The organism is Saccharothrix sabaoui, from assembly GCF_051756985.1.
In the GTDB taxonomy this organism is placed as follows: Bacteria; Actinomycetota; Actinomycetes; order Mycobacteriales; family Pseudonocardiaceae; genus Actinosynnema.
The window spans coordinates 1-25,996 of the sequence record NZ_JBPKJK010000133.1 but is presented as its reverse complement, the minus strand read 5'-3'; the positions used below and the strand labels follow the sequence as shown (position 1 = coordinate 25,996).

Here is a 25,996-nt window from a genome sequence, read left to right as displayed (position 1 = left end):
GGCCCTCTTTCGTTTCCGCGGGTCCCGGCGGGCCCGCGCGGTCGGTCAGCCCGGTTGCGCCTGCCGGGCGGTGGCCAGCACCTCGGCCGCGACCCGGTCGGGCACCTGCTCGGCCTGCCAGTGCGACACGCCGTCCAGGCGCACCAGCCGGTAGGGCCCGGTGACGTGGTCGGCGGTGCCCAGCGCGGCGGCCTCGCTCACCGAGGGGTCCTCCGGGCTCCACAGGTACGCCGTGGGCACCGGCACCGGGCCGAACCCGATCGACTCGTCGAGCAGGCTGCCGCTGCGGTACCAGTTCAGCGCCGCGCGCAGCGCGCCCGGCTGGGACAGCGGGGCGGCGTAGGTGGAGACCTGCTCGTCGGTCAGCGTCCGGTCCACCGCGTGGTAGAGGCCGCGCAGCCCCTTGCCGTCGTCGGCCACCAGGGCGTCCGGGGTGGACTCGGCGGAGAAGAAGTCCAGGTACTCGGACGCGGCCCGTTGCGCCGGGTCGTACCGGAACGCGGCCCGGTAGGAGTCGGGGTGCGGGAACGCCAGCGCGGTCAGCGAGCGGACCCGCTCGGGGTGCCGGGCGGCCAGGTACCAGGCGACCACGGCGCCCCAGTCGTGCCCGACCACGTGGGCCGACTCGACGCCGAGCGCGTCCAGCACGCCCAGGGCGTCACCGGCCAGCAGCGGCAACCGGTAGTCGTCGGGCTCCGCGGGGCGGGCGCCCGGGGAGTAGCCGCGCTGGTCGAACGCGATGGTGCGCAGGCCCTCGGCGGTCAGCAGGGGCACCACGGCGTCGTAGGACCGGTGGCTCTGCGGGAAGCCGTGCAGCAGCAGCACGGGGGTCCCGTCCTCGGGGCCCTCGACGCGCACGTCGAAGGTCAGGTCCCCCACGGGGGTGGGTCGGGTCATCGTCTCACCTCTTCGGGTCGGTTCGTCGGGGTCGTCGCGCGACCGCGCGGCGGGCCAGGCGCAGGACGCGGAGCACCCGGTCCGGCCGCACGAGCTTCGAGGGCGGGTCGACCAGGCCGCTGACCCGCATGAGGGTGGCGGCGACCCGGTCGTCCGCGGTGGCCGCCAGCTGCACCCGGCGCATGTAGGCGTTCATCAGGCGCAGCAGCGCCCCGCGCTCGCCCGCCACGCGGGGGTGGCCCAGGTCGGAGGAGGTCATCATGTCCCAGGACCGGTCGAGCACCCGCCGCGCCAGGTCCCGCAGGTAGGCCCGCGGGTCGGGGTCCGCGGACCGCAGGTGCTCGCGCAGGACGAGCGCGCTCAGCGCGGCCACCGTCATGCCCTGCGCGTAGGAGGGGTTGAAGCTGCACACCGAGTCGCCGATGGGCAGCAGGCCCCGGGGGAAGGCGCGCATCCGCTCGTAGCGGCGGCGCCTGCTGGTCGGGTAGCGGTAGGGCACCGGGTCGGTCAGCGGTTCGGCGTCCGCCAGCGCCTTGGCCAGGTCCGGCACTGCCAGCGACTCCAGGAACGCGGTGAAGCCGTCGGGGTCGGTGGGCGGGTGGTCGCCCAGGATGCCGTACGCGGTGACGATCGCGCGGTCGCCCTCGATGCGCGTGCAGATGCCGCCGCGCGGCACCTCGGGGGAGGCGATCGTGTTGATCCCGACCTCGTCGGCGGGCAGGCCCGAGCCGAGGCGGTACAGGCGGGTCGCGTAGCCCAGGCCGATCTTGACGCCGTCCTCCTCGACCCGCCCGTACCCCCACTCCTCCAGCCAGGTCGGGGTGCGGGAGCCCCGGCCGGTGGCGTCGACCACCAGGTCCGCCACCACCTCCGCCTCGGCGCCGGACACGGCCAGGCGCACGCCGGTCACCCGGTCGCGCGACTCGGTGGTGAGCAGGCCGACGACGTCGCACCGCTCGATCAGCTCGACCCCGGGCAGCGCCAGCACCCGCTCGCGGACGTGGCGCTCCAGGAAGGGCCGGCTGACGCTGAGCAGCACCAGTCCGGCGACCGGCTTGCGGATCTGCCTGCCGCCCAGGTGGACGCGCACGTTGGCCGCGACGTCGCCGGTCTGCCCGCCCTCCGCCACCGCGGCGGCGGTCAGGCCGGGGAACAGCTCCTCGATGACCTGCTGACCGCGTGGTTGCAGGCCGTGCAGGTGCTTGCCCTGCGGCACGCCCTTCCGCCAGCCCCCGGCGGAGCGCACCTCGTCCCGGTCCACCAGGGTGACCTTCGCGCAGCGGTCGGCCAGCACGCGGGCGGCGAGCAGGCCGGCCATGCCCGCGCCGAGGACCACGGCGTGGCCGGACGCGGGGCCGGACTTCGCTTCGAGCATGGTGTCCCTCCTAGTCGGGGCTGGTGGCGTGCCGCTCCCCGGTGCCGCGCAGCAGCACCGCCTCGGTGGGGCAGCAGTCGCGCACGGCGCGCGCGGCGGCGATCTCGTCCGGGTCGCCCAGCTCGGTCTTGCGCGCCTCGGCGACGCCGTCCGCGTCGAGGCGGAACAGCGCCGGGTGCATCGACTCGCAGAGCCCCACCCCGCCGCAGACCGCGCGGTCCACGCTCACGAACACCTTCCCGGCCACCTCAACCACGTCCGTCCAGGCGGACCGGCAGGTGCTTGACGCTGCGGCCCAGCCAGTTCTCGTCGTGGCGGACGTCCTGGCGCGGCACGGCCGGCTCCAGGTCCGGGTAGCGGCGGAACAGCGCGGGCAGCGCCGTGCGGGTCTGCAGGCGGGCCAGCGCGGCGCCCAGGCAGTTGTGCAGGCCGTGGCCGAAACCGACGTGCCGGGGGCCGGTGCGGGTGATGTCGAGCCGGTCCGGGTCGGGGAAGCGCTCGGGGTCGCGGTTGGCCGACTGGAGGGCGGCGATGACGGGCGTGCCGGTGGTCAGCCGCTCCCCCATGAACTCCAGGTCCTCGGTGGCGAACCGGATCAGGCCGATGGTGAACGCGCCGTCGTAGCGCACGAACTCCTCGACGGCGCGGTCCACCAGGTCCGGCTGCTCCAGCAGCAGGCGCCGCTGGTCGGGGAAGTCGAACAGGGCCAGCGCCGCCGAGCCGATGACGCTGCGCACGGTGTCCAGGCCGGCGATGATCATGAGGGCGACCATGGACACCAGCTCGTCCTCGGTCAGCCGGTCGCCGCCCTCGCGGGCGGCGATGAACATGGAGATCAGGTCGTCGCCGGGCGTGCGCCGCTTCTCCCGGATCAGCTCCCGCCCGTAGTCGGCGACCTCCTCGAACGCCCTCATCGGCGCGTCCGGGGTGGGCGGGGACGGGTCGAAGCCGCGCGCGATGGCACCGAGCACGTCGTGGTAGCGGTCGAGCGAGAACCCCAGCATGGCCCCCATGACGCGGGCCGGGACGCGCTCGGCGTAGTCCATCAGGTCCGGTTCCGCCTGCTCGCCGAGCCAGTCCAGGGCGTCGGCGACCTCGCGGTCGATCGTCTCCTGCCACTTGGCGACGCCGCGCGGGGTGAAGGAGCTCATCGCCAGCTTCCGCACGCGGGTGTGGTCGGGTGGGTCGAGCATGGTCAGGGTCCGCTCGACCACGGTCCCCCCGCCGAGCACCAGGCCGGCGTCCCGGAAGTCCTGCCGGGCCCACTTCGCCCCGTCGGTGCTGAAGCGGGGGTCGGCCAGCAGCCGCTGCACGTCGGCGAAGCGGCTGACGATCCACAGGGGGACGTCGCCGACCGGGTACCGGAACCGGTGCATCGGCGCGTGCTCCCGCAGCCAGGCGAAGGCGGGGTAAGGGTTCTGGTAGTACGCGCTGCCGAACAACTCGGGCTGCGCGGTCAGGGTGTCCATCTCGACCTCCTCGGGGCCTGCACGGCAACGTAACGGGATTCGGCTCAGCGGCCGGTCACCGCCGGGTCCTCGCCGGGCGGTGACCGGCTCAGCGGGCGGTCACCGCCGGGCGGGCGGCGGCCCCGGTGGGTCCGGTGGGTTCGGGGAAGTACCCGGTGGCGACGAAGAAGTCGACGTAGGTGTCGAACAGCCGCCGGTCCACGTCCGGGCACCGGATGCCGCTCGCGGCCAGGGCCGCGGCGGTGTCGGCGGTGTCGATCGGCGGGTAGAAGTCCGCGCCGGTCGAGACCATCGCCTCGAAGGCGTCCAGCAGCGGGTTGAGCGCGTTGCCCGGGTCCGACCGCACGCTGTCCGCGACCGCGGCCCAGTCCCGCTCGGGCACCTCGTAGCCCCGCTCCCGCAGCCAGTCCACCAGTTCGCCGAACTCGGGCCCCTCCGGGTTGCACACGTGGAACGTGCGGCCGGTGTGCTCGGGGCGCCACGACAGCGCCAGCACCGCCGCGCTGACGTAGTCCACGGGCACCGCCCGCACCGGCGCGGTCAGCCCGCCCGGCGCGGCGCCCGCGCGCAGCAGGCCCTTGAGGCTCAGCCACACGTAGTCGCGGGTCTGGCAGGCGCCGGTGCGCTGGTCGCCGCACACCACGTCGACCCGGTACACCGACACGGGCAGGCCGCGCTCGCGGGCGAGCTCCACCACCTGCTCGGCGACCCACTTGCTCCGCACGTACCCGGTGGGCAGCGCCTCGGCGGGCCCGGTGGGGTCCTCGACGCGCAGCGGCCGGCCGTCGCCCGCGCCGCGCGGGAACACGCCCGTGGTCGAGATGTGGTGCACCGGCACGGTGCGGTGCCGGGCCGCCAGCCGCAGGACCTCCCGGGTGCCGCCGACGTTGGCGGCGCGCAGCATCGGGTACGGGTGCAGCCAGTGGACCGACGCGCCCGCGTGGTAGACCACGTCGACCTCGCGCGCCAGCTCGTCGAACCGCTCCTCGGTCAGGCCGAGCCGGGGTTCGGCCAGGTCGCCCGGGACCACCCCGACCCGGTCGAAGTCCACTTCGGACAGCAGCCGGTACCAGGCCAGGTTGTCCCGCAGCCGCTCGTGGGCGGCGTCCCCGTCGTCGGCCCGCACCAGGCACAGCACGCGGGCGCGGGTGGTGCGCAGCAGGTCGCGCAGCAGGTAGGCGCCCAGGAAACCGGTGGCGCCGGTGAGCAGCACGACCTCCGGGTCGTCCACGGCGGGCACGACCTCGGCCGCCGGGCGGATGTCGTCGTCGAGGGCGATGTCGGCGGTGTAGTCGGTGCCGGGGGCGGTGGTGCCCAGCTCCGCGCCCAGGCCGTCGAGCAGGAACGCGGCCAGGGCACCGGGCGTCGGGTGGTCGAACACGAGGGTGGGCGGCAGCCGGAACCCGACGGCGGCGGCCAGCCGGTTGCGCAGCTCCACCGAGGTCAGGGAGTCGAAGCCCAGCTCGGGGAACAGCGCGTCCGCGCCGATGCGCGCCGGGTCGGGGTGGCCGAGCACGGCGGCGACCTCGGCGCGCACCACGTGCAGCACGGCGGGCTCCCGCTCCTGCGGCGCCAGCTCGGCCAACCGGGTGGCCAGGTCCTCCGGGCCGCCGTCGCCGGTGCGCGCCGCCGGGCGCGGCGAGGTCCGGGCCAGCGCGCCGAACAGCCGGGGCGCCTGCTCCGCCCGCTCGCGCAGGGTCGTCACGTCCAGCGGGGTGACCACGAGGGCGGCCGGGCCGTGGCGCAGCGCCGCGTCGAGCAGCGCCGGGCCGCGATCGGAGGTGATGGGGCGCAGGCCGCTGCGGGTGATGCGCTCGCGGTCGGCCTCGTCCATGCCGCCGGTCATGCCGCTCGCCTCGTCCCACAGTCCCCACGCCAGGGAGGTGGCGGGCAGGCCCCGTGCGGCGCGCAGCCCGGCCAGGCCGTCGAGGTAGGCGTTCGCGGCGGCGTAGTTGCCCTGGCCCGGACCGCCGACGACACCGGCGACCGAGGAGAACAGCACGAACGCCGACACGTCCCCGGCGAGCTCGTGCAGGTTCCACGCCGCGTCGACCTTGGGCCGCAGCACCGCCGCCAGCCGCTCCGGCGTCAGGTCGGCGACCAGGCCGTCGTCGAGCACACCGGCCGCGTGCACGACGCCGGTCAGCGGGTGCCGCGCCGGGACACCCGCCAGGAGCGCGGCCAGCGCGTCGCGGTCGGCGGTGTCGCAGGCCACGACGTCGGCGTGCGCGCCCAGGTCCGCCAGCTCGGCGACCAGCCGCCGCGCGCCGGGTGCGGCCGGTCCGCGGCGGCCGACCAGCAGCAGGCGCCGGACGCCGTGCGCGGTGACCAGGTGGCGGGCGACCAGCGCGCCGAGCGTGCCGGTGCCGCCGGTGACGAGCACGGTGCCGTCGGGGTCCCAGCGCCCGCTCTCCCGCCCGGTGGGCGTGGCTCGGCCCAGCCGCGGCACGAACGCGGTGCCGCCGCGCACGGCGACCTGCGGTTCGCCCAGCGCCAGCACGCCCGGCAGCACGTCGGCCGGGTCGCCGTCGGTGTCCAGCAGCACGACGCGGTCCGGCGCCTCGGACTGGGCCGAGCGCACCAGGCCCCAGACCGCCGCGCCCGCCGGGTCGGTGACGCCGGAGCCGTCGGGGTCCACCGCGCCGCGGGTGACGACCACCAGCGGCGCGTCGGCCGGCCGGTCGTCGGCCAGCCACGCCTGGAGCACGGCCAGCACCCGCCCGGTCTCGGCGTGCGCCTCGGCCGCGGTGGTGCCGCCGCAGGTCAGCAGCGCCGGCCGCGCGTCGGTCGCGGTGACGTCCCCGGTGGTGCGCACGGCCCGCCAGGCGACGGCGGGGCGCGGGGACAGCAGGACCGGCGACCAGTCGACGGTGAACAGGTCGTCGCCGAGGCGGGCGCGGGCCTCGGCCACCTCGCGGAACGGCACCGGCGCGATGGTGACCTCGTCGAGGGTGGCCACCGGGCGGCCGGTCCGGTCGGCCACGCGCACCTCCCAGGTCGTGTCGCCGGTCGGGCGCAGGTGCACCCGCACCGCGCGGGCCCCGGCGGCGTGCACGCGCACCCCCCTGAAGTGCATCGGCACACCGGTGCCCGGCCCGCCGGCCGGGCCGACGACGTGCAGCGCGGCGTCGAGCAGCGCCGGGTGCAGGGCGTAGGCGCCCGCGGTGGACTCGGCCGGCTCGGGCAGCTCGACCTCGACGTAGAGGTCGTCGCCCGCGCGCCACAGGCCGGTCACGCCGTGGAACACCGGTCCGAGGTCGAGTCCCGCGCCGACCAGCGGCGCGTGGGCGCCGGCGGGGTCCACGGGCTCGGCCGCGGGCGGCCACCGGCGCAGGTCGAAGTCCGCGTCCAGGCCGCGGGTGCCGAGCACGCCGCTCACCAGCCGGGTCCACCGCGGGTCCCCGTCGTCGGGCCTGCCGTGGACGGCGAACCGCCGCCTGCCCGAGCCGTCCGGGGCGGACAGGCGCACCTGCACCTGCGCACCGCCCTGCCGGGGCAGCACCAGCGGGGTGTCGACGGCCAGCTCCTCGATCGCGGTGCACCCCACCTCGTCGCCCGCCCGCACGGCCAGCTCGACCAGGGCCGCGGCGGGCAGCACCGGTGCGTCGCGCAGGGCGTGCTCGGCCAGCCAGGGGTGGGTGCGCAGCGACAGGCGGCTGGTGAACAGGAACTCGTCGGCCCCGGCGACCTCCACGGCCGCGCCGAGCAGCGGGTGGTCCGCCCCGGCCAGGCCCAGGCCCGCCGGGTCGCGGCCGGCCGCCGCGTCCACCCAGTAGCGGCGCGGGCGGAAGGCGTAGGTGGGCAGCTCGACGTGCGGGCCGGCGGGGAACGCGGCGGCGAGGTCCACCGGGACGCCGCGCACGTGGGCCTCGGCGACCGAGGTCCAGAAGCGGCGCAGGTCGCCCTCGCCCCGGCGCAGCGTGCCGACGGCCGCACCGGGCCGCCCGCTCTCCTCGACGGTGTCCTGCACCGCGGTGGTCAGCACGGGGTGCGGGCTGCACTCCAGGAACGCCCCGAAGCCCTGGTCCAGCAGCGCCCGGACGGCGGGGGCGAAGCGCACCGGCCGGCGCAGGTTGGCGAACCAGTAGTCCGCGGTCAGCTCCGGACCCCGCACCCACTCACCGGTCAGGGTGGACAACATGGGGATCTCCGCCCGACGCGGCACCACCGGCGCCAACAACCGGGCCAACTCCTCACGCACGTCCTCCACGTGCGCCGAGTGCGAGGCGTAGTCCACCGGCACCCGCTTCGCCCGCACCCCCTCGGCCTCACAAGAGACCAGCAACTCCTCCAACGCGGCGGGCTCACCGGAGACCACCACGGCACCGGGACCGTTGACCGCCGCGATCTCGACCCGGCCGGCGTAGCAGGTGATCCGCTCGCGCACCCACTCCTCCGGGCGCGCGATCGACACCATGCCGCCGCGGCCGGCCAGGGCGGAGCGGATCGCCCGGCTGCGCAGGGCGACGACACGGGCACCGTCCTCCAACGACAACGCACCCGCCACGCACGCCGCCGCGATCTCCCCCTGCGAATGACCCACCACCGCAGCCGGCACCACACCCACCGACCGCCACAACCCCGCCAACGACACCATCACAGCCCACAAAACAGGCTGCACCACATCAACCCGATCCAACCACCCCCCACCACCCCCACCACGCAACACCGCATCCACATCCCACTCCACAAAAGGACGCAACGCCGCACCACACTCAGCCAACCCAGCCGCGAACACCGGAGAACCCTCCGCCAACCCCACCGCCATCCCCACCCACTGCGACCCCTGACCCGGGAACACCAGCACGGGCTTGAGGGGGTCGCCGGCGGTGCCGAGCACGACGTCCGCCGCGGGCCGCCCCGCGGCCAGGTCCTCCAGCCGGGCGAGCGCGTCCTCGCGGTCGCGGACCAGGAGCACGGCGCGCTCGGCCAGCCGGGCGCGGGCGGCCAGGGCGCGGCCCACGGCGGTGGGGCCGCGGTGGTCCAGGCCGCCGTCGCGGACCCAGGCGGCGAGCCGGGCGGCCTGGTCGGCGGTCCCGCCGGGGCGGGCGGACAGCACCCACGGCACGAGCGGCAGCCCGGGGCCCTCCGGCACCTCCTCCCGGTCGCCCTCCTCCAGCACGACGTGCGCGTTGGTGCCGCTGACGCCGAACCCGGACACGCCGGCGCGGCGCGGCCGGTCGGGTCGCGCGGGCCAGTCCCGGGCCTCGGTGAGCAGGCGCACCGCGCCGAGGTCCCAGTCCACCAGCGGGGTGGGCTCCTCGACGTGCAGGGTCTTCGGCATCCGGCCGCGGCGCATGGCCTGCACCACCTTGATCACGCCGCCCACGCCGGCGGCGGCGGCCGAGTGGCCGATGTTGGACTTCAGCGATCCCAGCCACAGCGGTTCGTCCCGGTGGGCGCCGTAGGTGGCCAGCAGCGCCTGCGCCTCGATCGGGTCGCCCAGCCGGGTGCCGGTGCCGTGCGCCTCGACCAGGTCCACATCGGACTCGACGAGGCCCGCGTCGGCCAGGGCGGCGCGGATGACGCGTTCCTGCGAGGGCCCGTTGGGCGCGGTCAGGCCGTTGGACGCGCCGTCCTGGTTCACCGCCGTGCCCCGCACCACCGCCAGCACGCGGTGGCCGTTGCGGCGCGCGTCGGACAGCCGCTCCAGCAGCAGCAGGCCCACCCCCTCGGCCCAGGCCGTGCCGTCCGCGCCGGCGCCGAAGGACTTGCAGCGGCCGTCGGCGGCCAGACCGCGCTGGCGGGCGAAGTCGACGAACCCGCCGGGGTCGCCGTTGACGGTGACGCCGCCCGCCAGGGTCAGCGACGACTCGCCGCGCCGCAGCGAACCCACCGCGAGGTGCAGCGCGACCAGCGACGAGGAGCAGGCCGTGTCCAGGGTGACCGCCGGTCCCTCGAAGCCGAAGGTGTAGGCGACCCGACCGGAGGCGACGCTGGCCAGCTTCCCGGTCATCAGGTAGCCCTCCAGCTCCTCCGGGGCCTCCAGGCCCAGGTAGGTCTGCTCGGGCACGCCGACGAACACGCCGGTGTCGCTGCCGCGCAGCGGCTCCGGGTCGATGCCGGCGTGCTCGAACAGCTCCCACGCGGTCTCCAGCAGCAAGCGCTGCTGCGGGTCCATCGACAGCGCCTCGCGCGGGGAGATGCCGAAGAAGTCGGCGTCGAACCCGGTGGCGCCGTCGAGGAAGCCGCCGTGCCGGGTGTAGGTGCGGCCCGGCTTGCCCGGCTCGGGGTCGTAGAGGGCGTCCACGTCCCAGCCGCGGTCGGTGGGCCACTCGGTGATGGCGTCCACCTCGTCGGCCACCAGCCGCCACAGGTCCTCCGGTGACGCCACGCCGCCGGGGTAGCGGCAGGCCATGCCGACGATCGCGATCGGCTCGTCGGCGGCGGACTCCAGCTCCGCGATCCGCGAACGCGCGGACGACAGCTCGGTGGTGACCCACTTGAGGTAGTCGACGAGCTTGTCCTGCTTCTCCTCGGCCATGACGGGGTTTCGCCCTCCTGTGGGTGTCCGGCTCAGCTCGTCGAGCGGCCGAGCTGGGTGTCGATGAAGCGCAGGACGTCGTCCACGGACGCGGACTCCAGGTCCGCGGTCGGCGTCGGGTCGGGCTCCGGCTCCGGCTCCGGCTCGGGGCCGAAGGTCGCCAGCAGCGTGCGCAGCCTGGTCGATACGGTCGCCCGCTCGCGGCCGGGCACGGCGGCCAGCAGCGCCTCCAGCCGGTCGAGCTCGGCCAGCGCCGAGGCAGCCGGGGCGCCCGGGTCGGCCTCGTCCGCCGGCCCGGTCGCGGCCAGCCGCTCCAGGACGTGATCGGCCAGCGCGGCGGGCGTGGGCCGGTCGAACACGACCGTCGCGGGCAGCCGGACGCCGGTGCCGGCGGCCAGCCGGTCGCGCAGGTTCACCGCGGTCAGCGAGTCGAACCCGAGGTCGGAGAACAGCCGGTTCGCGCCGACGGCCAGCGGGTCGGTGTGGCCGAGGACGCCGGCCACCTCGGCGCGGACCACGTCGAGCACGACCTGGCGGCGCTCCTCGGGCGTGTGGTCGGCCAGCCGGTCGGCCAGGGACACCGACCCGGTGGGGCGCGTCGGCTCCGCGCGCAGCGGCGCGGGGACGACCGGCAGGTCCCGCAGGGCCTCCACGTCCACCTCGGCGACGAGCAGGCCCGCCGCGTGGGCCGCGCCGCTCGCCGCGGCGGCGAGCACCGCGGCCGGCAGGTCGGCGCCGGCGACCGGGCGCAGGCCCGGCGCCCGGCCCTGCCGCAGCCAGGCCAGGTGCGTGCCCGGCAGGCCCAGGGCTCGGCGGTGGCGGGCCAGCGCGTCCAGCGACGCGCCGGTGACGGCCTCCTCCCGGTCGCCGCCGACGATCCCGGCGGCCGGGCCGAGCAGGACGAACCCGCGCAGGTCGCGCTCGGCGGTCAGCCGGTGCAGCCGCCAGGCGTCCTCGACGTCGCCCGCGTGCACCACGGCGACCGGGTCGTGGGCGTCCAGCGCGGCGGCCACCTCGTCCGGGCCCACCCGCACGGCGTGCCCGGCGAGGGCAGCCGCCAGGTCGAGCGCCAGGTCCGCGGCCCGGTCGTCGGCGACGACCAGCACGGTGCCGCCGGGCTCGGCCGCGGCGGGCGGTGCGACCCGGGTCAGCCGCGGCACGAACACCCTGCCGTCGCGCACGGCGGCCTGGTCGACCCCCGCGGCCGACAGCCCCGCCAGCAGCGCGTCGGACGGCTGCTCGTCGGCGTCCACCACGAGCACGGGGCGGCCCTGCGCCTGCGCGGCCCGTGCGAAGCCCCAGGCGGCGGCCGCGGCCGGGTCGGTCACGGGCTCGTCGGCCACGGCGACCGCGCCGCGGGTGAGCACGACCACCGGCCGGTCGGCCGGCTCGGCGGCGAGCCGGTCGACGACCTCCCGAGGGGTGCCGCCGGTGACGCGGTGCACCACCCGGTCCCCGCCGACGGCGGGCAGGACCTCGACCGGGGCCCAGGTGAGCGCGTGCAGGGCGCCCAGGCGGGCGGTGGCCAGGTCGGCGGTGCGCAGCGGGCGCAGGGCGACGTGGTCCACGGTGGCGACGGGTTCGCCCTGCTCGTCGAGCAGCCGCAGCGCGGCGCCGCCGTCCCGCTCGACCAGCACGGCCCGGGTGGCGGTGGCGCCGGGGTCGTGCAGGCGCACGCCGCGCCACCGGTCGGCCACGCCGTCGCCGACCTCGCGCAGCACGGCGTCGAGCAGGACCGGGTGCAGGCCGTAGCGGTCGGCCTCGGCGCGCAGCTCGTCGGGCAGCACCGGCTCGACGACCCGACCGTCCCCGGCGGGCGCGGCGGGGTGGTCGGCGGTGACGTGGCCGCGGGCGTGCTCGACCCACTCGCCGTCGCCGAGGCGGGCGTGCACGACCACCTCCCGCCGGCCGCCCGCCTCGGCCGCGACGCGCACCTGGAGCGCGGCGGAACCGTCGGGCGGCAGCACGACGGGTGCGACCACGTCGAGGTCGGCCACGGTCGGGCAGCCGGCCTCGGCGCCCGCGCGGGCCACCGCCTCGACCAGGGCCGAGGTCGGGACGACGACGGTGCCGCGCACGTCGTGCCCGGCCAGCCACGGCTGCGACCGCACGGCCAGGCGCCCGGTGCCCACCACCTCGTCGGCGCCCGCGAGGCGCACCACGGTGCCCAGCAGCGGGTGGCCGCCCGCCGGCTCGTCGGCGGACCCGGCGTCGAGCCAGTAGCGCCGCCGCTGGAACGGGTAGGTGGGCAGCGGCACGGGCCGCGGGGCGTGGGGCGCGAAGAACGCGGCCCAGTCCACGGCGACGCCGTGGCCGTGCGCGGCGGCCAGGCCCTCGACGAAGGTCTCCGCCTCGGGCCGGTCGCGACGCAGCAGCGCGACCGCGGCGGTGCCGGGCGCCGTCTCCCGCGCCAGGGCGGTCAGCACGGCGTCCGGGCCGACCTCCACGAACGCGGTGACGCCCCGCTCGACCAGGGTCCGCACGCCGTCGGCGAACCGGACCGCGGCGCGCACCTGGCGCACCCAGTGGTCCGGGTCGGTGAGGTCGACGTCGCCGCCGGTCACCGTGGACACGATCGGGACGCGCGGCTCGTGGTACTCCAGCGCGCGGGCGGTCTCGGCGAACTCGTCCAGCACGGCCTCCACCCGCGCGGAGTGGAAGGCGTGGCTGACCGGGAGCCGCTTGGTGCGCCTGCCCCCGGCGGCCAGCCGCGCGGCGAACGCGGTCACGGCGTCCTCGTCGCCGGACAGCACCAGCGAGGTCGGGCCGTTCACCGCGGCGACGTCCACGCCGGCGGGCAGCGGCGGCAGCTCGTCCTCGGCGACCTCGACGGCGACCATCGCCCCGCCGGGCGGCAGCGCGTCCATCAGCCGGGCGCGGACCGCGACCAGGCGGGCGGCGTCGGCCAGCGACAGCACGCCGGCGACGTGGGCGGCGGCCAGCTCGCCGACCGAGTGACCGGCCATCACGTCCGGGCGCACGCCCAGCGATTCCAGCAGCCGGCTCAGCGCCACCTCCACGGCGAACAGCGCGGGCTGGGTGTAGCCGGTGCGGTCGAGCAGGTCGGGGCGCTCGGCGACGACGTGCCGCAGGGGCTGTTCCAGGTGTTCGTCCAGCGCGGCGCACACCTCGGCGAAGGCGTCGGCGAACACGGGGTGCGCTTCGGCCAGTGCCAGGCCCATGCCCACCCGCTGGGCGCCCTGGCCGGTGAAGAGGAACGCGGTGCGGCCGGCGCGGCGCTGCGCGGTGGGGGCGCCGTCGACCAGGGCGCGCAGCCCGGCGCGCAGGGCGTCGCGGTCGCGGCCGACGACCGCGGCCCGGTGCTCCAGCGCCGCGCGGCCGGTGGCCAGGGTGAACCCGACGTCCACCGGGTCGGCGTCGGTGTCGAGCAGCCGCCGGGCGGCCTCGGCGAGGGCCTGCGGCGTCTTGGCCGACAGCAGCCAGGGCACGACCGGCTGGTGCTCGCGCCCCGCGGTCCGCTCGGCGCGCTCGGGCGCCTGTTCGAGGATGACGTGGGCGTTGGTGCCGCTGATGCCGAACGACGACACGCCGGCGCGGCGCGGCCGGTCCACCTCGGGCCAGGGCCGGTGCTCGGTGAGCAGCTCCACCTTCCCGGCCGACCAGTCCACGTGCCGGGTGGGCTGGTCCACGTGCAGGGTGCGGGGCAGTTCGCCGTGCCGCAGCGCCTGCACCACCTTGATCACGCCGGCGATGCCCGCGGCGGCCTGGGTGTGGCCGGTGTTGGACTTCAGCGACCCCAGGTAGAGCGGCGTCTCGCGGTCCTGGCCGTAGGTGGCCAGCAGCGCCTGGGCCTCGATGGGGTCGCCGAGCCGGGTGCCGGTGCCGTGGCCCTCGACGGCGTCCACGTCGGCCGGCCGGAGGCCGGCCGAGGTGAGCGCGGCGCGGATGACCCGCTCCTGGGCGGGGCCGTTGGGCGCGGTCAGGCCGTTGGACGCGCCGTCCTGGTTCACCGCGCTGCCGCGCACCAGGGCCAGCACGGTGTGCCCGTTGCGCTCGGCGTCGGACAGCCGCTCCAGCAGGACCAGGCCCACGCCCTCGGACCAGCCGGTGCCGTCGGCGGCGTCGGCGTAGGACCGGCAGCGCCCGTCGGCGGACAGGCCGCGCTGGCGGGCGAACTCGACGAACCCGTTGGGGGTGGCCATCACCGTCACGCCGCCCGCGAGCGCGAGGTCGCACTCGCCCTGGCGCAGCGCGGACACCGCCTGGTGCAGCGCCACCAGGGAGGAGGAGCAGGCGGTGTCCACGGTGACCGCGGGCCCCTCCAGGCCGAGGGTGTAGGCGATGCGGCCGGAGGCGACGCTGCCGGTGTTGCCGCTGAGCAGGTAGCCCTCCAGGTCGGGCGGGATGGACCGGACGCGGGAGCCGTAGTCGCTGTACATCACGCCGGTGAACACGCCGGTGCGGCTGCCGCGCAACCCGGTGGGGTCGATGTCGGCGTTCTCCACCGCCTCCCAGGCCGTCTCCAGCAGCAGGCGGTGCTGGGGGTCGGTGGCCAGCGCCTCGCGGGGGGACATGCCGAAGAAGTCGGCGTCGAAGTCGGCGGCGTCGTGCAGGAAGCCGCCCCCGCGGGCGTAGGTGCGCCCGGTCCGGTTCGGGTCGGGGTCGTAGAGCCGGTCCAGCGGCCAGCCGCGGTCCTCGGGGAAGGCGGAGACCACGTCCGCGCCGTCCGCGACGAGCCGCCACAGGTCATCGGGCGAGGCGACCCCGCCGGGGTAGCGGCAGGCCATGCCGACGACGGCGATCGGGTCGTCCGCGGGCGGTCCGGCGGTGGCGCGACCGGTTGCGGCGCGGCCGGTTGCGGCGCGATCGGTGCCGGCGCGGCCGGCCAGGCGTTCGTCGAGGAACGCGGCGAGGGCGGCCGGGGTGGGGTGGTCGAACACCAGGGTGGCGGGCAGGGTGCTGCCCGTGGCCGCGGCCAACTGGTTGCGCAGTTCGACGGCGGTCAGCGAGTCGAGGCCCAGCTTGCCGAAGGCGCGGTCGGGCTCGACGGTGGCCGGGTCGTGGCCGAGGACGGAGCCGACGTGCGTGCGCACCAGGTCCAGCAGGGTCCGCCGCCGGTCCTCGGCGGGCAGCCCGGCCAGGCGGTCGGCGAGCGATCCGCCGGTCGGTGCGGCGGTGGCCGTCCGGCGCCGCCGGGGCACCAGGCCGCGCAGCAGCACCGGCGGGTCGCCGCGGTGGTGGCGCAGGGCGGCGAGGTCGAGGCCGGTCGCGCCGAGCACGGCGTGGCCGGTGGCGTGGGCGGCGTCGAACAGCGCGAGCGCGTGACCGGTGGTCATCGGCAGGAGGCCGTCGCGGGCCATGCGGCGGCGTTCGAGGTCGCCGACGCCGTCGGTCATGGCGCTGGTGTCCTCCCAGAGGCCCCAGGCCAGCGACAGGCCCGGCAGCCCCGCCGCACGCCGGTGAGCCGCCAACGCGTCCAGGAACGCGTTCGCCGCCGCGTAGTTGGCCTGCCCCGCCGTACCCAGCAGACCCGCCAACGACGAGTACACCACGAACGCCGACACGTCCCCGACGAGTTCGTGCAGGTTCCACGCCGCGTCCACCTTCGGCCGCAACACACCCGCCAACCGCTCCGGCGACAGATCCGTCACCAGACCGTCGTCCAACACACCGGCCACGTGCACCACCGCCCGCACCGGGTAACGCCCCAACACCGCCGCCAACGCCTCCCGATCGGCCGCGTCGCACGCCACCAACTCCACGTCCGCGCCCAGCCCGCGCAACTCCCCCACCAGCTCCGCCGCACCCGGCGCGTCCCCACCGCGCCGGCTCAGCAGCAACAACTCCCGCACACCCCGCTCCACCACCAGGTGCCGCACCAACGCACGACCCAACACACCCGTCGCACCCGTCACCAACACCCGACCCACCGACCAGTCCACACCGGACCGGTCGGGGTCGGGGTGCGCCCGGGTGAAGCGGGGCACGGTGATCGCGCCGTCGCGGACCGCCAGCTGCGGCTCACCGGACGCGATGGCCGCGCCCAGGTCGGCCGGGTCGGTGTCCGGGGCGGCGTCGACGAGGGTGAAGCGGCCGGGGTGCTCGGTCTGCGCGGAGCGGACCAGGCCCCGGACCGCCGCGTGCTCGACCGCGTCGCCGGTGCGGATCACCAGGCGGGTGTCGGCGAGGCGCTCGTCGGCCAGCCAGCCCTGCACGGTCTCCAGCGCCCACCGCGCGGCGGCGTGCGTCCGCGCCGGGACGTCGCCGTCGAACTCGGGCGGTGACGTCACCACCGGGTCGCCCGGTTCGGCGCCGGCGACCGGGTCGGCCGCGGTCCACCGGACGGGCTCGGGCCGGTCGGTGAGCGGCTGCCACTCCACGGCGAGCAGCCCGTCCGCGGCGGGGCGGCCGACGCCCGCGGTGTCCAGGGGCCGCAGGGCGAGCGACTCGACCTCGGCCACGGTCACGCCGGCGCCGTCGAGGGCGGTGAGGGACACCGCCTCCGCGCCGGTCCTGGTGAGGCGGACGCGCAACGCGGTCGCACCGGTCGCGGCCACGCGCACGCCGCTCCACCCGAAGGGCACCAGGGGCCGGTCGCCGCCCAGGCCGGGCAGCAGGGCGTGCAGCGCGGCGTCCAGCAGCGCCGGGTGCAGCACGAACCCGGCCGCCTCCACGCCCTCGGGCAGCTCGACCTCCGCGTGCACGACGTCGTCGGCGGACCAGGCGCGGCGCAGGCCGCGGAACGCGGGGCCGTACTCGATGCCGGTGTCGGGGACGCGCTCGTAGAGGTCGTCGGTGTCGATCGCCTCGCCGCCGGGCGCCCACTCGGCGGTGCCGACCGGCTGGTCGGGGGCGAGGGTGCCGGTGGCGTGCTCGGTCCAGGTGCCGCCGGAGCCGGAGTGGACGCTGACCGGCCGGTCGCCCGCCTCGTCGGGGGCGCCGACGCGCACCTGCACCGGCACGCCGCCCCGCTCGGGCACGACGAGCGGGGCGCTCAGCACGAGGTCGGCGACGACCGGCGTGCCGGTCTCCCCGCCGGCGTGCAGCACCAGTTCCAGCAGCGCGGTGCCGGGGACGACGACCGCGCCGCCGACCCGGTGGTCGGCCAACCAGGGGTGCGTGCGGCGGGACAGGTGGCCGGTGAACAGCGTCTCCGCGCCGCCCGCGACCTCGACCGCGGCGGTGAGCAGCGGGTGCTCGACGGCGGTGAGGCCGAACCCGGCGGCGTCGCCCGCCGCGCCGCTGCCGTCCAGCCAGTAGCGCTCGCGCTGGAAGGCGTAGGTGGGCAGGTCCGCGTGCCGTCCGCCGGTCAGGACGGCGTCGAGGTCGACGTGCAGGCCGCGCACGTGGGCCTCGGCGACCGAGGTCCAGAAGCGGCGCAGGTCGCCCTCGCCGCGGCGCAGCGTGCCGACCACGGCGGCGGCCCGGCCGGCGTCGTCCACGACCTCCTGGACGCCGACGGTCAGCACGGGGTGCGGGCTGCACTCGACGAAAGCGGTGTGGTCGGCGTCGAGCAGCGCCCGGACGGCGGGGGCGAAGCGCACCGGCCGGCGCAGGTTGGCGAACCAGTAGTCCGCGGTCAGCTCCGGACCCAGTACCCAGTCACCGGTCATGGTGGACAACATGGGGATCTCCGCCCGACGCGGCGTCACGGGCGCCAACAACCGGGCCAACTCCTCACGCACGTCCTCCACGTGCGCCGAGTGCGAGGCGTAATCCACCGGCAGCCGCTTGGCCCGCACCCCCTCGGCCTCACAGGAAGCCAACAGCTCCTCCAACGCGGCGGGCTCACCGGAGACCACGACGGCGTTGAGGCCGTTGACCGCGGCGATCTCGACCCGGCCGGCGTAGGGGGCGACCCGGTCACGGGCGTCCTGTTCGGACAGTGCGAGGGAGACCATGCCGCCGCGACCGGCGAGCACCCGGCCGATGGCCCGGCTGCGCAGGGCGACGACACGGGCACCGTCCTCCAACGACAACGCACCCGCCACGCACGCCGCCGCGATCTCACCCTGCGAATGACCCACCACCGCAGCCGGCACCACACCCACCGACCGCCACAACCCCGCCAACGACACCATCACAGCCCACAAAACAGGCTGCACCACATCAACCCGCTCCAACCACCCCGAACCACCCCCACCACGCAACACCGCATCCACATCCCACTCCACAAAAGGACGCAACGCCGCACCACACCCAGCCAACCCAGCCGCGAACACCGGAGAACCCTCCGCCAACCCCACCGCCATCCCCACCCACTGCGACCCCTGACCCGGGAACACCAGCACGGGGCGGTCGGCGTCCACGGCGGTGCCGCGGACCGCGCCCGCGGGGTCGCCGCCGGCCAGGGCGCGCAGGCCGGCCAGGGCCTCGTCCCGGTCGGCGGCCACGACCACGGCCCGCTCGTCAAGCCGGGCGCGGCCGGTGGCAAGCGACCAGCCCACGTCCAGCGGGCGCAGGTCGGGGGCGTCCGCGAGCCGGTCGGCCAGCCGCGCGGCCTGCTCGCGCAGGGCGGCGGCGGTCGCGGCGGTGACGACCAGCGGGACGACCGGCGGTTCGGGTGCGGGCCGGTCGGCCTCGACGGGCTCGGGCTCCTCCAGCACGACGTGCGCGTTGGTGCCGCCGAAACCGAAGGAGGACACGCCGGCGCGGCGCGGCCGGTCGGCCGGCGCGGACCACTCGCGGGCCTCGGTGAGCAGCCGGACGCCGCGGTCCCAGTCCACGTGCGGGGTGGGGTCGTCCACGTGCAGGGTGCGCGGGGCGAGGCCGTGGCGCATGGCCTGCACCACCTTGATGACACCGCCCACGCCGGCGGCGGCCTGGGCGTGGCCGATGTTGGACTTGAGCGACCCCAGCCACAGCGGCTGCTCGCGGTCGGCGCCGTAGGTGGCGATCAGCGCGCGGGCTTCGATGGGGTCGCCGAGCGTGGTGCCGGTGCCGTGCGCCTCGACCAGGTCGACGTCCTTCGTGGACAGCCCGGCGTCGGCCAGGGCGGCGCGGATGACCCGCTCCTGGGCCGGGCCGTTGGGCGCGGTCAGGCCGTTGGAGGTGCCGTCGGAGTTGACGGCGGTGCCGCGGACGACGGCCAGCACGCGGTGGCCGTTGCGGCGGGCGTCGGACAGCCGCTCCAGCAACAGCAGGCCCACCCCCTCGGCCCAGGCCGTGCCGTCCGCGCCGGCGGCGAAGGACTTGCAGCGGCCGTCCGGCGCGAGGCCGCGCTGGCGGGAGAACTCGACGAACCCGGTGGGCGTGGCCATCACGGCCACGCCGCCCGCCACCGCCAGGTCGCACTCGCCGCGGCGCAGCGCGGCGACCCCCTGGTGCAGTGCGACCAGCGAGGAGGAGCAGGCGGTGTCGACCGCCACGACCGGTCCCTCGAAGCCGAAGGTGTAGGCGACGCGGCCCGCGGCGACGCTGCCCGCGCTGCCGCTGTAGAGGTAGCCCTCCAGGCCCTCGCCGGACAGGCTCGGGCGGGAGCCGTAGTCGTGGTACATCACGCCGGTGAACACGCCGGTCCGGCTGCCGCGCGTGCGGTCGGGGTCGATGCCGGCGTGTTCCAGGGCCTCCCAGGTGGTCTCCAGCAGCAGCCGCTGCTGGGGGTCGGCGGCCAGCGCCTCGCGCGGGGACATGCCGAAGAACACCGGGTCGAAGCGGTCGGCGTCGTGCAGGAAGCCGCCGTGACGGGTGTAGGAGGTGCCGACGCGGTCCGGGTCCGGGTCGTAGAGCGCGTCGAGGTCCCACCCCCGGTTGTCCGGGAACCCGCTGATCGCGTCGACCTCGTCGGCGACCAGCCGCCACAGGTCCTCCGGCGAGGCCACGTCGCCGGGGTAGCGGCAGGCCATGCCGACGACCGCGATCGGTTCGCGGGCCCGGTCCTGCACCTCTCGCAGGCGCCGGCGGGCGTCGCGGGCGTCGGCGACGGCCCGCTTGAGGTACTCACGGAGTTCCTTCTCGTCAGCCACGTGTCAGCTCCGGTGGTCGGTTCGGGAACGTGTCGTCGGGGTGGGTGCGGCCGGCTGCCGCGCGCCGGTCACCGCGGTTCCGCCTCGTCCAGGTCGTCCAGTTCGTCGACCAGGGCGAACAGCTCCTCGTCGGTGGCGCCGGCCAGGTCCTCGCCCGAGGTCGCCCCGGCCAGCTCCAGCAGTTCGCGCAGCCGGTCGGCCAGGCGGGCGCGGTGGGCGCCCGCGGCGCCGGGCAGCACCGCCGCCACGCGGTCGAGGTCGGCCAGGGCGGCGCCGACCTCGTCCACCACGAGGTGGTCGCGCAGGTGCGCGGCCAGGGCGGTGGCGGTCGGGTGGTCGAACACGACCGTGGGGGCCAGGGCCAGCCCGGTGGCCGTGCCGATCCGGTTGCGCAGCTCGACGGCGGTCAGGGAGTCGAAGCCCAGTTCGCGGAACGGCCGGCGGGGCGGGACCGCGGCGGCGCCCGCGAGGCCCAGGACCTCGGCCACGTGGGTGCGGACCAGGTCGGTCAGCGCGCGGTCGCGCTGACCGGGGTCGAGGGCCGCCAGCCGGGTGCCCCAGTCGGCAGGGGTGGTGTCGCCCTTCCCGGCCGCGGCGGCCCGGCGGGCGGGTGCGCCGGTCGTGCCGCGCAGCAGCACGGGCGGCTCGGTGCCGCGCAGCGCGGTCCGGTCGATCCGGCTGACGGCGAGCAGCGCCTCGCCGGTGGTCTCGGCCGCGTCGAAGGCCGCCAGGGCGTCGGTGGTGGGCAGCGGCACCAGGCCGCTGCGGGCGAGGCGGCGCCGGGCCACCTCGTCGAGGTGGCCGGTGAGGTCGCTGCTGTCTTCCCAGAGGCCCCAGGCCAGCGACAGGCCCGGCAGCCCCGCCGCACGCCGGTGAGCCGCCAACGCGTCCAGGAACGCGTTCGCCGCCGCGTAGTTGGCCTGCCCCGCCGTACCCAGCAGACCCGCCAACGACGAGTACACCACGAACGCCGACACGTCCCCGACGAGTTCGTGCAAGTTCCACGCCGCGTCCACCTTCGGCCGCAACACACCCGCCAACCGCTCCGGCGACAGATCCGTCACCAGACCGTCGTCGAGCACACCGGCCACGTGCACCACCGCCCGCACCGGATGACGCCCCAACACCGCCGCCAACGCCTCCCGATCGGCCGCGTCGCACGCCACCAACTCCACGTCCGCGCCCAGCCCGCGCAACTCCCCCACCAGCTCCGCCGCACCCGGCGCGTCCCCACCGCGCCGGCTCAGCAGCAACAACTCCCGCACACCCCGCTCCACCACCAGGTGCCGCACCAACGCACGACCCAACACACCCGTCGCACCCGTCACCAACACCCGACCCACCGACCAGTCCACACCGGACTCGTCACCCGGCGACACCGGCGCGAAACGGGGCGCGCACACCCGCCCGCCGCGCACCGCCACCTGCGGCTCACCGGACGCCAGGACGCCGGCCAGCAGGTCGTCCGCCACGGGGCCGTCGACCAGCAGCAACCGGTCCGGGTTCTCGTTCTGGGCGGAGCGGACCAGGCCCCACACGCCCGCCGCGCCGAGGTCGGGCCGGTCGTCCGGGTCGACCGCGACGGCGTGCTCGGTGCGCACCACGAGGCGGGAGCCGGCCAGCCGCTCGTCGGCCAGCCACGCCTGCACCAGTCCCAGGACCTCGACCAGCCGCTCGTGGGCCGCCACCGGGTCCGCGCCGCCGGGCACCGGGGCCACCACGACCGGTGGCGCGCCGGCGGACAGGTCCAGGGCGTCGAGCGCGTCACGGGTCGCGCCGGGCAGCAGGACGTGCTCGGGTTCGGCGGGCGCGACCTCCAGCGGCGCCCACCGGACGCGGTGCAGCAGGTCGGCGGCGGGGCGGACGGCCGCGCCGGTGTCCAGGGGGCGCAGCACCAGGGCGTCCACCGCCGCGACGGGGCCGCCCGCGAGGTCGGTGGCAACCAGGGCGACGGTGTCCGCGCCGGTCCGGGTCAGCCGCACGCGCAGCGCGGTCGCGCCGGTCGCCACGACCCGCGCGCCGACCCACTCGAACGGCACCACGACCCGGTCGCCGCCCAGGCCGGGCAGCAGGGCGTGCAGCGCGGCGTCCAGCAGCGCCGGGTGCAGCACGAACCCGGCCGCCTCCACGCCCTCGGGCAGCTCGACCTCCGCGTGCACCGCGTCGTCGGACAGCCACAGGGCGCGCAGGCCGCGGAACGCGGGGCCGTAGGCGAGCCCGGTGTCGGCCAGCGCGGCGTAGGCGTCCTCGGTCACCGGCACCTCGGTCGCGCCGGTCGGCGGCCACGGCACCTCGGGCACTTCCGGGGCGGTGGCGGTGGCGGAGCCGGTGGCGTGCTCGGTCCGCTCGCCGCCGTCGTCCAGGGAGGTCACCGACACCGGGTGCCGGCCGTCCTCGGCCGCGGCGCCCACGCGCACCTGCACGCGCACCGCGCCGCGCTCGGGCACCACCAGGGGGCGGCCGAGGGTCAGGGCGGCGAGGCCGGCGCAGCCCGCTCCGGCCGCGGCGAGGCCGACCAGTTCCAGCAGCGCGGTGCCGGGGACGACGACCGCGCCGCCGACCCGGTGGTCGGCCAACCACGGGTGCGTGCGCAGCGACAGCGAGCCGGTGAGCAGGGCCTCGCCCTCCGCGACCGGCACCGCCGCGGTGAGCAGCGGGTGACCGGTCGGGGTGAGGCCGAAGCCGGTGGCGTCGCCGGGACCGGTCGGGCCGTCGAGCCAGAACCGCTCGTGCCGGAAGGCGTAGGTCGGCAGCGGCACCGGCCGCGCGCCGGGCAGCAGCGCGGCCCAGTCCGGGCGGGTGCCGCGCAGGTGCAGCACGGCCAGCGCGCCCAGCAGGGTCTCCACCTCGGACCGGTCGCGGCGCAGGACCGCGGTGGCGGTGCCCGCGTGGTCGGGGACGCACTCGCGCACCAGGGCGGTGAGCACGGCGTCCGGGCCGAGCTCGACGAACTCGGTCACGCCCGCCGCCACCAGGGTCGCCACGCCGTCGGCGAAGCGGACCGCGCCGCGCACGTGCCGCACCCAGTAGTCGGGTGAGGCCAGTTCGGCGGGATCGGCCACCGCGCCGGTCACGTTGGACACCACCGGGATGCGGGGTTCGCCGAACTCCAGGCCCGCCAGGGCCGCGCGGAGGTCGTCCAGGGCGTCGTCCATGTGGGCGGAGTGGAACGCGTGGCTCACCGACAGGGCGCGCGTCCTGCGTCCGCGTTCGCGCCACACCGCCGCGACGCGCTCGACGGCGTCGGCGTCGCCGGAGACGACGACCGCGCCGGGCGCGTTGACGGCCGCGACGTCCACGCCGTCCTCCAGGGTGGCGCGGACCTCGTCCTCCGCGGCGGCGATGGCGACCATGGCGCCGCCGGCGCGGGCGTCCTGCATGGCCCGGCCGCGCGCGGCGACCAGCGCGCACGCCCGGGGCAGGTCCAGCACGCCGGCGACGTGCGCGGCGGTGATCTCGCCGATGGAGTGGCCGAGCAGGTAGTCCGGGCGCGCGCCGAGGTGCTCCAGCAGGCGGAACAGGGCGGTCCCGGTGGCGAACAGCGCGGCCTGGGTGTAGAGCGTCTGGTCCAGCAGCGCGGCGTCCGGCGAGCCGGGTTCGGCGAACAGCACCTCGCCCAGCGGCCGGGGCAGGGCCGGGTCGAGGTGGGCCAGCACCTCCTCCAGCGCCGCGCGGTAGACCGGGGAGCGCTCGGCCAGCTCGGCGCCCAGTCCCGGGCGCTGGCTGCCCTGCCCGGTGAACAGGAACGCGGTGCGACCGGGTCGCTCGTCGCCGCCCCGGACCGGGGCGGGGCCGCCGTCGGCGAAGGCGGCGAGCGCGGCGAGCAGGGCGTCGCGGTCGGCGCCGACGACCGCCGCGCCGCGCGGGTGCACGGTGCGGGTGGTGGCCAGGGACAGCGCCACGTCGGCCGGGTCGAGGTCGGGGTGGGCGGCGAGGTGGTCGCGCAGCCGGGCGGCCTGGGCGCGGGTGGCCTCGTCGTCGTGGCCGCTGAGCACCCAGGCCAGGGCGCCGGTGACGGCCGGTGGGGTGTCCGGGCGCTCGGCGGGCGGCTCGGCCGGGACCTGCTCGACCACGACGTGCGCGTTGGTGCCGCTGATGCCGAACGACGACACGCCGGCGCGGCGCGGCCGGTCGGCCGGCGCGGGCCACTCGCGGCGCTCGGTGAGCAGGGCCAGCGCGCCGGAGGACCAGTCCACGTGCGGGGACGGTTCCTCGGCGTGCAGCGTCGGCGGCAGCACGCCGTGCCGCATGGCCTGCACCACCTTGATCACGCCGCCCACGCCGGCGGCGGCCTGGGCGTGGCCGATGTTGGACTTCAGCGACCCCAGCCACAGCGGCTGCTCGCGGTCCGCGCCGTAGGTGGCCAGCAGCGCCTGCGCCTCGATGGGGTCGCCCAACGTGGTGCCGGTGCCGTGCGCCTCGACCAGGTCCACGTCCTTCGTGGACAGCCCGGCGTCGGCCAGGGCGGCGCGGATGACCCGCTCCTGGGCCGGGCCGTTGGGCGCGGTCAGGCCGTTGGACGCGCCGTCCTGGTTCACCGCCGTGCCCCGCACGACCGCCAGCACGCGGTGGCCGTTGCGGCGCGCGTCGGACAGCCGCTCGACCAGCAGCAGGCCCACGCCCTCCGACCAGGCCGTGCCGTCCGCGCCGGCGCCGAAGGACTTGCAGCGGCCGTCGGCGGCCAGGCCGCGCTGGCGGGAGAACTCGACGAAGGTGTTGGGGCTGCTCATCACGGTCACGCCGCCGGCCAGGGCGAGCGAGCACTCGCCGCGGCGCAGCGCCTGCGCGGCCAGGTGCAGGGCGACCAGCGACGAGGAGCAGGCGGTGTCCACGGTGACCGCCGGTCCCTCCAGGCCGTAGGTGTAGGCGACCCGGCCGGACAGCACGCTGGCCAGGCTGCCGGTCAGGGTGAAGCCCTCGAACTCGTCGGGGACCGCGGCCAGGCGGTGGGCGTAGTCGTCGTACATCGAGCCCGCGAACACGCCGGTGTCGCTGCCGCGCAGCGACGCGGGGTCGATGCCCGCGCTCTCGAACGCCTCCCACGCGGTCTCCAGCAGCAGCCGCTGCTGGGGGTCCATCGCGGTGGCCTCGCGGGGCGAGACGCCGAAGAACCCGCGGTCGAAGCGGTCGGCGTCGTGCAGGAAGCCGCCGTGACGGGTGTAGGAGGTGCCGGTGCGATCCGGGTCCGGGTCGTAGAGCGCGTCGAGGTCCCACCCCCGGTTGTCCGGGAACCCGCTGATCGCGTCCACGCCCTCGGCGACCAGCCGCCACAGGTCCTCCGGCGAGGCCACGTCGCCGGGGTAGCGGCAGGCCATGCCGATGATGGCGACGGGTTCGTCGGTCCGCGTCCCGGTGGTGCGGCGGACGGGGGCGGCGGTGCCCGCGACGCGGGAGAGCACGAATCCCGCCAGGGCGTCGGGCGTGGGGTGGTCGAACACCGCCGTGGTGGGCAGGGTCAGGCCGGTGGCCGCGCCGAGCCGGTTGCGCAGCTCGACGCCGGCCAGCGAGTCGAAGCCCATGTCCCGGAAGGCGCGGTCCGGGTCCACCGACGCCGGGGACGGGTGCCCGAGCACCTCGGCGACCAGGGAGCGGACCAGGTCGAGCACGGCGGGTCGCCGCTCGCCCTCGGGGCGCGCGGCGATGGCCTGCGCCCAGCCGCCCGGGGTGTCCCGGCGGGTGGTGGTCGCGCGGCGGGTCCTGGGGCGGACCAGGCCGCGCAGCAGGGCGGGCGGGGTGTCGGTGGCGTCGGCCGGGTCGAGGTGGACGGGCACCAGCAGCGCGGTGGCGGTGGTGCCGGCCGGGGCGGTGGTGCCGGTCCCGGCCGGGGCGGCGGTGCCGGCGTCGG

At 77.0% G+C, this 25,996-nt stretch carries 5 protein-coding genes and 2 pseudogenes; all 7 read right to left on the bottom strand.

Annotated features, from left to right (window positions below; genetic code table 11):
- Positions 1-45: 45 nt before the first annotated feature.
- The gene (locus ACR807_RS31305; protein ID WP_438925063.1) at positions 46-897 is read right to left on the bottom strand and encodes an alpha/beta fold hydrolase; all 852 of its coding nucleotides are present in this window, start codon (positions 895-897) and stop codon (positions 46-48) included.
- 4 nt (positions 898-901) lie between these two features.
- On the bottom strand, positions 902-2,272 hold the full coding sequence (locus ACR807_RS31300; RefSeq protein WP_438925062.1) for an FAD-dependent oxidoreductase: 1,371 nt from the start codon (positions 2,270-2,272) through the stop codon (positions 902-904).
- A 10-nt stretch (positions 2,273-2,282) separates the two neighbouring features.
- Positions 2,283-2,501, bottom strand: coding sequence for a ferredoxin (locus ACR807_RS31295; RefSeq protein WP_438925061.1), 219 nt, complete (start codon positions 2,499-2,501; stop codon positions 2,283-2,285).
- 19 nt (positions 2,502-2,520) lie between these two features.
- A complete protein-coding gene (locus ACR807_RS31290) occupies positions 2,521-3,741 on the bottom strand; it encodes a cytochrome P450 family protein (protein ID WP_438925060.1) in 1,221 nt (406 codons plus the stop codon).
- Positions 3,742-3,829: 88 nt separating this feature from the next.
- A pseudogene (locus ACR807_RS31285) lies at positions 3,830-10,210 on the bottom strand (thioester reductase domain-containing protein); the annotation flags it as partial.
- A 47-nt stretch (positions 10,211-10,257) separates the two neighbouring features.
- Positions 10,258-20,133, bottom strand: a pseudogene (locus ACR807_RS31280) (SDR family NAD(P)-dependent oxidoreductase); the annotation flags it as partial.
- Positions 20,134-20,219: 86 nt separating this feature from the next.
- The coding region (locus ACR807_RS31275) for an SDR family NAD(P)-dependent oxidoreductase (protein ID WP_438925059.1) at positions 20,220-25,996 on the bottom strand (5,777 nt) is incomplete at its 5' end.

Bases quoted from the DNA above. Each gene is read 5' to 3' on its own strand.
- ACR807_RS31305 (WP_438925063.1), bottom strand. From the start codon at position 897: ATGACCCGACCCACCCCCGTGGGGGACCTGACCTTCGACGTGCGCGTC.
- ACR807_RS31300 (WP_438925062.1), bottom strand. From the start codon at position 2,272: ATGCTCGAAGCGAAGTCCGGCCCCGCGTCCGGCCACGCCGTGGTCCTC.
- ACR807_RS31290 (WP_438925060.1), bottom strand. From the start codon at position 3,741: ATGGACACCCTGACCGCGCAGCCCGAGTTGTTCGGCAGCGCGTACTAC.